Origin of the sequence: Actinomadura roseirufa (assembly GCF_900659635.1) — a bacterium.
Lineage (GTDB): Bacteria > Actinomycetota > Actinomycetes > Streptosporangiales > Streptosporangiaceae > Spirillospora > Spirillospora roseirufa.
Genome location: NZ_CAACVB010000359.1, coordinates 1 through 6,355, shown reverse-complemented (window position 1 = coordinate 6,355; position 6,355 = coordinate 1). Strand labels below are relative to the sequence as shown.

5 protein-coding genes and 1 pseudogene are annotated in these 6,355 nt (G+C 76.3%); 1 reads left to right on the top strand and 5 read right to left on the bottom strand.

The window, feature by feature from the left end; all coding sequences use genetic code 11:
- A pseudogene (locus tag E1291_RS37725) lies at window positions 1-412 on the top strand (cobalamin-binding protein); the annotation flags it as partial.
- On the opposite strand, the gene E1291_RS37720 reads toward E1291_RS37725, so the two are convergent.
- From E1291_RS37720 to E1291_RS37700, 5 genes are all read right to left on the bottom strand, one after another.
- Window positions 402-2,033 carry a GMC family oxidoreductase gene (locus tag E1291_RS37720; RefSeq protein ID WP_131742836.1) on the bottom strand — a complete coding sequence of 544 codons (1,632 nt, stop codon included), beginning with the start codon at window positions 2,031-2,033 and terminating at the stop codon, window positions 402-404. The pseudogene E1291_RS37725 and the gene E1291_RS37720 overlap by 11 nt on opposite strands.
- On the bottom strand, window positions 2,020-3,483 hold the full coding sequence (locus E1291_RS37715) for an aldehyde dehydrogenase family protein (protein ID WP_131742835.1): 1,464 nt from the start codon (window positions 3,481-3,483) through the stop codon (window positions 2,020-2,022). The genes E1291_RS37720 and E1291_RS37715 overlap by 14 nt, the downstream gene beginning before the upstream one ends.
- Window positions 3,480-4,610 carry an LLM class flavin-dependent oxidoreductase gene (locus E1291_RS37710; protein WP_131742834.1) on the bottom strand — a complete coding sequence of 377 codons (1,131 nt, stop codon included), beginning with the start codon at window positions 4,608-4,610 and terminating at the stop codon, window positions 3,480-3,482. Before E1291_RS37710 ends, E1291_RS37715 begins: the two co-directional genes overlap by 4 nt.
- Complete coding sequence (locus E1291_RS37705; protein ID WP_131742833.1) at window positions 4,607-5,614, bottom strand: ABC transporter permease; 1,008 nt, start codon at window positions 5,612-5,614, stop codon at window positions 4,607-4,609. The genes E1291_RS37710 and E1291_RS37705 overlap by 4 nt, the downstream gene beginning before the upstream one ends.
- Window positions 5,611-6,355 (bottom strand): ATP-binding cassette domain-containing protein (locus E1291_RS37700; RefSeq protein ID WP_131742832.1); only part of this gene is annotated, 745 nt, incomplete at its 5' end. The genes E1291_RS37700 and E1291_RS37705, both read right to left, overlap by 4 nt.

Below are 6,355 nucleotides of genomic sequence, written 5' to 3'. Positions count from 1 at the left end.
GCCCGCGCCGGCGCCCGCGCACCAGCCCGTCGACGATCTGCCGCACCTGGCCGACCAGGAGTACACCCACGTCGCGCAGTCGGCGACGCGGCTGGTCCGGCACGTGATGCGGGGGCTGGAGGAGCGCGTGCCCGCGATGGCCGGGTACAGCGACAGGCAGCGCCGGCACGCCGCCGAGGACGTCGCGCACATCGTCGAGTTCCTCGGCACGGCCCTGTACGTGGACGACCCGGAGCTGTTCACGGGGTTCCTGACCTGGACCGCCGGCATCCTCACGGCGCGCGGCGTCCCGGCCGGCAGCCTGCTGCCGGCCCTGGACCTGCTCGGCGGGGAGCTCGTCGAGCACCCCCGCGCCGAGGCCCTGCTCCGCGCCGCCCGCGAGGCCCTTCGGCGGCCGGGCCTCACCCCGTGAGTCCGGAGCCGGAGTGGTGGTCGGAGAGGATCAGGTCGGCGGCGCGCTCGCCCACCACCACGGCGGGGGCCATCGTGTGGCCCCGCGTGATGACGGGGATGACCGAGGCGTCCGCGACGCGCAGGCCGCGCACGCCGCGCACCCGGAGCCTCGCGTCGACCACGGCGAGCGGGTCGTCGTCGCGGCCGATCCTGGCGGTGCCGACGGGGTGGAAGACGGTGTCGGCGTTGGCCCGGACGTAATCCTCCAGTTCCCGCTGCGTGCCGTCCACCGGCAGTGACCGCTCCGCGGTGTAGGGGGCGAGGGCGGGCTGCTCGGTGATCCAGAGCGCGGCGCGCAGGCCGAGGACGAGGGTGGCCAGGTCCTCCGGCTCGGTCAGGTAGGCGGGGTCGAGCAGGGGCGGCGCGGACGGGTCGGCGGAGGCCAGCCGGAGCGTGCCCCGGCTCTGCGGCTGCAGCACGACCGGGGCGATCATGTAGCCGGTGCGGTCCGGACGGTCCGGCGAGGGGCCGGTGCCGATGAGCAGCTCGACGTCCGGGGCGCAGTACTCCTCGTCGGTGCGCAGGAAGGCCACCCCTCCCCCGGCCAGGTCGCGCAGCGGCCCCCGCCGCGCCGTGCCCCAGAGCCGCAGGTTCTCCTCGGTCGGCAGCGGCGCCGGCGGCCCCGGCACCCCCGGCGCGGCGCGGACGTCCAGCGCCACGCGCAGGTGGTCGTGCAGGTTCGCGCCGACGCCGGGGACGTCGGCGACGACCGGGACGCCGTGCTCGGCGAGGTGCGCGGCGGGCCCGATCCCCGACAGCAGGAGCAGGTGCGGCGAGCCGATCGCGCCCGCGGCCAGCACGACCTCGCGGCGGGCCCGGATCAGCCGCCCGTCCACCTCGACGCCGACGGCCCGGCCGCCCGACACGACGACCCGGGTCGCGCGGGCGCCGGTGCGCACCTCCAGGTTGGGCCGCGCGCGGCGCAGGTAGCCGTCGGCGGGGGTGTGCCGTTCGCCGTCGACGAAGGTCATCTCCTGGGTGTCGCTGCCGAACTGGTCCGGCCCGTTGACGTCGGTCCGGCCACCGAACCCGGCCTCCTCGACGGCGCGCTCGACGGCGGCGTAGACGGGGCCCGGCGGTCCGGGCTCGCTCAGCCGGACGGGACCGCCGACGCCCCGCCAGGGGGCCGGGCCGCGGCCGGAGTCCTCGGCGCGCCGGTACAGCGCGAGCATGGTGGCGTGGTTCCAGCCGGCGCCGCCGTACTCCTCCCAGGCGTCGTAGTCGGCGCGGTTGCCGCGGATCCAGCCCCCCAGGTTCAGCGCGGACGAGCCGCCGAGGACGCGGCCGCGGGGCCAGCCGACGACCCGGCCGCCGAGTCCCGGCTGCGGGACCGTGGCGAACCCCCAGTCGATCTCGCTGCCGAGCGTGCGCGGCCACAGCGCCGGGATCCGGCTGTCCCGCGCGGTCAGCGGGCCGCCCGCCTCCAGCAGCAGGACGGTGATGTCGGAGTCCTCGGCGAGCCGGGCGGCGAGGGCGGGTCCGGCGGTGCCGCCGCCGACGATCACATAGTCGGGTGCGGACCGGTCGAGGGCCCGGTGGTCGAGGGCGGAGTCGTCGAGGACGGGGTCAGAGCTGGACATGGACGGCCTTCGCCTCCGTGTACGAGTGGATCCATTCGCGGCCGTGCTCGCGGCCCAGTCCCGACTGGCGGGCGCCTCCGGAGGGGGCCGCGAAATCGTGCAGCCCGTAGGTGTTGACCCAGACGGTCCCGGCGGCGAGATCGCGGGCGAAGGCGTGGGCGCGGCCCACGTCCTTCGTCCAGACCCCGGCGGCCAGGCCGTAGGCGGTGTCGTTGGCGAGGCGGAGCGCCTCGGCGGGCGTGTCGAAGGGGATGACGGCCAGGACCGGTCCGAAGATCTCCTCCTGGGCGAGCGCGGAGCGGTTGTCGACGCCGGTGAGCACGGTCGGCGCGGCGAAGTAGCCGGGCCCGGGGAGAGGGTCGCCGCCGAGCGCGACGTCGGCGGCGGCGCCGTCCAGGTAGCCGCGCACCTTCGCGAGCTGCTCGGCGGAGACGAGCGGGCCGAGGTCGGTGCCCGGGGCGAACGCGGGCCCGACGGTGAGCGCGCGCGCCCGCTCGACGATCCGCGCCACGACCGCGTCGTGCACGGAACGCTCGACGAGGAGCCGCGTCCCGGCGAAGCAGATCTGGCCGGAGTTCTGCCAGGCGGTGTCGCCCGCCGCCGCAGCGGCGGCGTCCAGGTCGGCGTCGGCGAACACGATGTTGGGGCTCTTGCCGCCGAGCTCCAGCAGGACGCGCTTGACGGTCCCGGCGGCGGCGCGCTGGATCTCCCGGCCGGTGGCCGTGGAGCCGGTGAAGGCGACGAGGTCGACCTCCGGGTGCGCGACGAGGGCGGCTCCGGCCGTCCCGTCGCCGGTGAGGATGGACAGCACGCCCGGCGGCAGCCCCGCCTCCAGGGCGAGGCGCCCGAGGAGCAGCGCGCTCAGCGGGGTCTGCTCGGCGGGCTTGAGCACGACCGAGTTCCCGGCGGCCAGCGCCGGGGCGATCTTGAACGCGGCCATGAGCAGCGGCATGTTCCACGGGACGATCGCCGCCACCACGCCGATCGGCTGGCGCAGCGTGTAGGAGTGGACGTCCGGCGCGGTGGGGTTGGCGTCGCCGTAGAGCCGGCCGGGCCAGCCGGCGTAGTGCCGGAACACCTCGGCGGCCCCGTGCGCCAGGTGCGGGCCGACGGGCGCCGGGATCCCGACGTCGAGCGACTCCAGCTGGCCGAGGTCGGCGGCGTGCCGCTCGATCAGGTCGGCGATCCGGTGCAGGACGGCGGACTTGGCGGGGTGGGGAAGCGACCGCCACCGGCCGTCGGCGAACGCCGCGCGGGCCAGCCCGGCCGCCCGGTCCACGTCGGCCGGGCCCGCCGCCGGGACCTCCAGGAGGGGCGTGCCGTAGGAGGGGTCGAGGACGGTCAGCGGCTCGCCCGGCGCGGCCGGAGCCGCCGCCGGGTCGTCGTCCAGCAGGAAGCCCGCGGGGGACCCGATCAGGTCGCGCACCAGCGGGGTGAGATGGCCGGTCACGGGCGTTCGCCCTCCTCGTGGTCGAGGTCGAGCAGCGGGAACAGCAGGTCGGCGACGGTGTGGGCCTCCTCGATGAGCGGGAAGCCGGACAGGATGAACGACTCGGTGCCCTCGGCCTCGTACTCGCGCAGCCGCGCCGCGACGTTCTCGGCGCTGCCGACCAGGTAGGTGCCGGACGAGGGGGACACCACGTCGAAGCCGAACAGGCTCGGGCCGGTCCAGACGTTCGGGTGGATCTCCAGGTCGCGGACGTCCGGGAGCCGTCCCTCCCGGAGCGCCTCGATCCGGCGCGCGACGGCCGGGTCCTCGGGCTCGTAGGTGTGGACGGTCTCGCCGGGGGGCAGGTTCCAGCCGGCCAGGGCCGCGGCGGTCTCGGCGCTCGTCACCCGCAGCACCTCCGCCGCGCGCGCCCACGCCTCCTCCTCGGTCTCCCGGACGATCACCTGGAAGCGGGTCCCGAAGGAGAGCTTGCGGCCCTGCTCGGCGGCCAGCGCCCCCACTCGGCGGAACTTGTCCCCGAGGCGCCGGGGGGTGTCGGCGAAGCTGAGGTAGACGTCCAGGAGCCGGGCCGAGTGCGCGACCCCGGCCGGCGAGGTGCCCGCGCCCCACAGGGGCGTCGGCCGCGGGAAGGCGTCCCACGGCGACAGCGGCCCGTCGTCCCGCTCGCGTGCCGCGAGCCGGACGTGGCCGCCCTCGTAGGCGGCCTCCTCGCCGAGGTAGACGCGCTGGAAGGCGTCCCAGTACTCGGCGCTGAACTCGTAGCGGGCGTCCCGTTCGAGGTGGACGCCGTACTGCGCGAGGGTCGCGTCGTTGCCGTTGACGACGTTGAACAGCAGCCGCCCGCCGGAGTGCCGGTCGATGGTGTGCGCGATCTGGGCCAGTTTCGCGGGCGAGGTGAGGCCGGGGTAGACGGCGGTGAGGAAGCGCATCCGCCGGGTCACCCCGAGCATCGACGCGGCGACGGTGAGCCCGTCGTCGCGGCCGGTGCCGATCAGCGCGCCGTAGTACCCCAGCTCGTCGATCGTGCGGGCGAGGTTCTGGAGGTGATCGAATCCGGTGGGCCAGCGGTGGGAGGGTTCCCAGGGGAACGGCCCGTCCGGCGAGGTCAGGTACCAGAGCAGTTTCACGTCGTCGCCGCCTTTCCCGCGCGCGCTATGAGGAGGGCGGCGATGAGGGCCAGCCCGTTGAACACGTCCGGCACCCAGGCGGGCGCGCCGAGCATGGTGAGCCCGGTGATCCCGACGCCGAGGGTGAGCACCGCGAGCACGGTGCCGCCGACGTTGAGGTGGCCTCGGGCCGACACGACCGCGCCGAGGAACACGGCGGCGATCGCGTTGAGCATCACGGCCTCGCCGCCGCTCGGGCCCGCCGCCTGGAGCCGCGCGGTGCCGAGCACCCCGGCGACGGCGGCCACGAGCGACCCGAGGACGAGCGCCGCCGACACGTACCGGCCGGTGCGCACGCCGATCAGCTCGGCGGCCGCCCGGCCGCTCCCGGCGGCCTTCATCCGGCGCCCGGCCGGGGTCCGGGTGAGCAGGTACCACAGCGCGAGCGCCAGCGCCGCGGTGTAGACGACCATGAGCGGGACGCCCGCGACGGTGATCGCCACGATGTCGTTGAAGCCCTGCGGGACGCCCTTGTACAGGGTCAGCCCGTCGGTGAGCAGCAGCCCGAGCCCGGACAGCAGCGTGGTCATCGCGAGCGTCGCGATGAAGGAGTTGATCCGCGCCCGGACGATCAGCAGCGCGTTCACCACGCCGACCAGCAGCCCGGTGGCCAGGCCGAGGCCCACGGCCGCGACGGCGGGCCAGCCGTGCCCGAACGCCCACGCGGTGGCGACCCCCGCGGCCGTCATGACCCCGCCGATCGAGATGTCGATCTCGCCGACGGTCGCCGAGACGAGCGCGGACAGCGCCACGATCGCGATGACGGACTGGGAGTACAGGATGGTCTGCGCGTTCTGGACGGTGTCGAACTGGCCCGGCCGCAGCAGCGAGAACGTCACCGCGAACACGGCGAGCAGGAGGACCAGGGACAGGCGGGCGGCCGACCCGGTGAGCCGGGCGGCCGCCGGGCGGGCGGGCGCGGCGGCCGGGGCGGGCGCGGGGGCTGTGGAGGTGTCGGTGCTCATGCGGCCCGTCCTGTGAGGGTGACAGCGTGGAAGAGGGCGTCCCGGCCGGCCTCGGACGGGCGCAGGGTCGCGGCGACCCGGCCGCGGTCCAGCACGACGACCCGGTCGGCGAGGTCCATCAGCTCGTCCAGGTCGGAGGTGGCCAGCAGCACCGCGACCCCTTCGGCGCGCAGCCGCCGCACGACCCGGCCGATGGCCGCGCGGGCGCCGATGTCGACGCCCTGGGTCGGCTCGTCCAGCACCAGGACGCGCGGCGCGAGCCGCACCGCGCGGGCCAGCGCGACCTTCTGCTGGTTGCCGCCGCTGAGGGTGCGGACGGCCGCCTCGGGATCGGCCGGCCGGATGTCGAACTCGGCGGTGAGCCGCGCGGCCTCGGCCCGCTCGCGCTCGCGGCGGATCGCCCCCCGGCGGCTGACCGGTCCCAGGTCGCCGAGGGTGAGGTTCTCCCGGACGGTCAGGTCGAGCAGCACGCCGTGCCGGTGCCGGTTCTGCGGGACGGCGGCGACGCCCCGGGCGATCGCGTCGGCGGGCGAGCGCAGCCGCGCCGGCGTCCCGCCGATCGTGACCGTGCCCGCGTGGGGGCGCTGGGCGCCGCAGGCGATCCGGGCCAGCTCGCTGCGCCCGCAGCCCACCAGCCCGGTCAGCCCGAGGACCTCTCCCCCGTGCAGGTCGAGGTCGACGCCGTCCAGGCGATGGCCGCGCAGTCCCCGGACCGACAGCGCGGGCGCGCCGCCCGGCCCG

Excerpts from the sequence above, each read along its gene's own strand:
- E1291_RS37720 (WP_131742836.1), bottom strand. The coding sequence starts at position 2,033 with ATGTCCAGCTCTGACCCCGTCCTCGACGACTCCGCCCTCGACCACCGG.
- E1291_RS37705 (WP_131742833.1), bottom strand. The coding sequence starts at position 5,614 with ATGAGCACCGACACCTCCACAGCCCCCGCGCCCGCCCCGGCCGCCGCG.